Raw genomic sequence first — 1,422 nt, 5'->3', positions numbered from 1 at the left:
GCGTTAGCCCTATCAGAGGAAAACAATGAAATCTGCAGTATTAGTTATTGATGTTCAGTCGATTCTGTTCGACCCGGAACCTCAACCATTTGAGTCACAAATCGTACTCACCAAAATTAATGAAGTTACGAAATTGGCGCGTGCTAAGTCTGTCCCAGTTATCTTTGTTCAGCACGAGCAACCTAAATCTGTTATTGAATACGAAAGCGCAGGTTGGGCATTGCAGTCGAGCTTAATTACACAAACTGGTGACCATTTCGTTCGCAAAACAACACCAGACTCTTTCTTGAATACTAATCTTCAAAGTGTTTTGAATGAACTCGATGTAGATAGCTTAATTGTGTGTGGCTACGCCTCAGAGTTTTGCGTTGATACCACCATTCGCAGAGCTGCAGGTTTAGGCTACCCCGTAACTTTGGTTTCGGATGCTCACACAACTCATGATAAGGAGCACGCCAGTGGGGCTCAAATTCGAGAGCACCACAATGCCACGTTACCTAGCATTTCTAGTTTCGGTGTTAAAATCGAAGCGGTAGAGGCGTGCAACCTTTGGGCATAGGGCTAACAAGCAATTTAAGAGTGATTCAGCACGCTTGACATTTTTAGTTTGGTTTAAGTTTGGTGATTACGGTGGTTAAATTGAGTGTCGTGGTTGCGCGCTTCACACCTTAATTGGGCGTTATGTTTATGGAGTTTTATGGCAGCTTTTTACTATATATATCCTCACAATGACCTTTGGAATATTGCGTTTCATCATTTGACGACTGCGCAAGAAAAAGATGCTTCGGGCGATAGGGTTGGCATCACTCTTGACTGTCAAAGTTCGGTTTTGTTTATGGCCTTAGCTGTAGAAGCTACCATAAATTTTGTAGGTCATAGAGTAGTTAAAAACTGGAATGAACGTAAGCCTTACCATATTAAGTTGAAAAAGGTTTGCTCTGTTGCTCAACTCGAACTTGAGCGGGATGGTAACGTAGTAGCCGCCTTAAAGAACCTAAAATTAATTCGTGACACCGTGGCCCACGGAAAGCCAGTCTACGGAAGTGTAAAAGACACAGTAGAAGCTAGTGAACAAATGGATAGTTTTTGGGGGGCAGATATAGACGTACAATATTCAATTCAAATGTACGAGTGTGTTCGCCCATTTTGCCAAAGTTTAATTGAGCAGTCTGGTGCAGATTGTGAAGGTCAATTCTCTGGGTATTGTGGCAGGCCGAGAAAATAAACATAACAAAGCATTTAAGAGGGATTCTCAACGCTTGGCGGTTTTGGTTAAAAGTTCAGCTTAAGTGTTTATGGCGCAATGGTTTAGTTTGGGTGGTTTGCGTTGTTCACCCCTTAATGCGGCGTTATAACTCAGGGAGAACATGGTGACATTCCTAGATTTAAGAAATATAAAATCTGTCGTTGATTTTGTGGATG

2 protein-coding genes are annotated in these 1,422 nt (G+C 42.1%); both read left to right on the top strand.

Going from position 1 to position 1,422, the window contains the following annotated elements:
• Positions 1–25 precede the first annotated feature (25 nt).
• A complete protein-coding gene (locus R2S67_RS22720) occupies positions 26–559 on the top strand; it encodes a cysteine hydrolase family protein (protein ID WP_005535745.1) in 534 nt (177 codons plus the stop codon).
• A 138-nt stretch (positions 560–697) separates the two neighbouring features.
• Positions 698–1,225 (top strand): hypothetical protein, encoded by a 528-nt coding sequence (locus R2S67_RS22715; protein ID WP_317347171.1) that lies wholly within the window; start codon positions 698–700, stop codon positions 1,223–1,225.
• Positions 1,226–1,422 lie beyond the last annotated feature (197 nt).

Origin of the sequence: Vibrio sp. T13N (assembly GCF_032970445.1) — a bacterium.
Taxonomy (GTDB): domain Bacteria; phylum Pseudomonadota; class Gammaproteobacteria; order Enterobacterales; family Vibrionaceae; genus Vibrio; species Vibrio diabolicus.
The sequence above is the reverse complement of the archived record's forward strand: the minus strand, read 5'-3'. Positions and strand labels throughout refer to the sequence as shown.

Excerpts from the sequence above, each read along its gene's own strand:
- R2S67_RS22720 (WP_005535745.1), top strand. The coding sequence starts at position 26 with ATGAAATCTGCAGTATTAGTTATTGATGTTCAGTCGATTCTGTTCGAC.
- R2S67_RS22715 (WP_317347171.1), top strand. The coding sequence starts at position 698 with ATGGCAGCTTTTTACTATATATATCCTCACAATGACCTTTGGAATATT.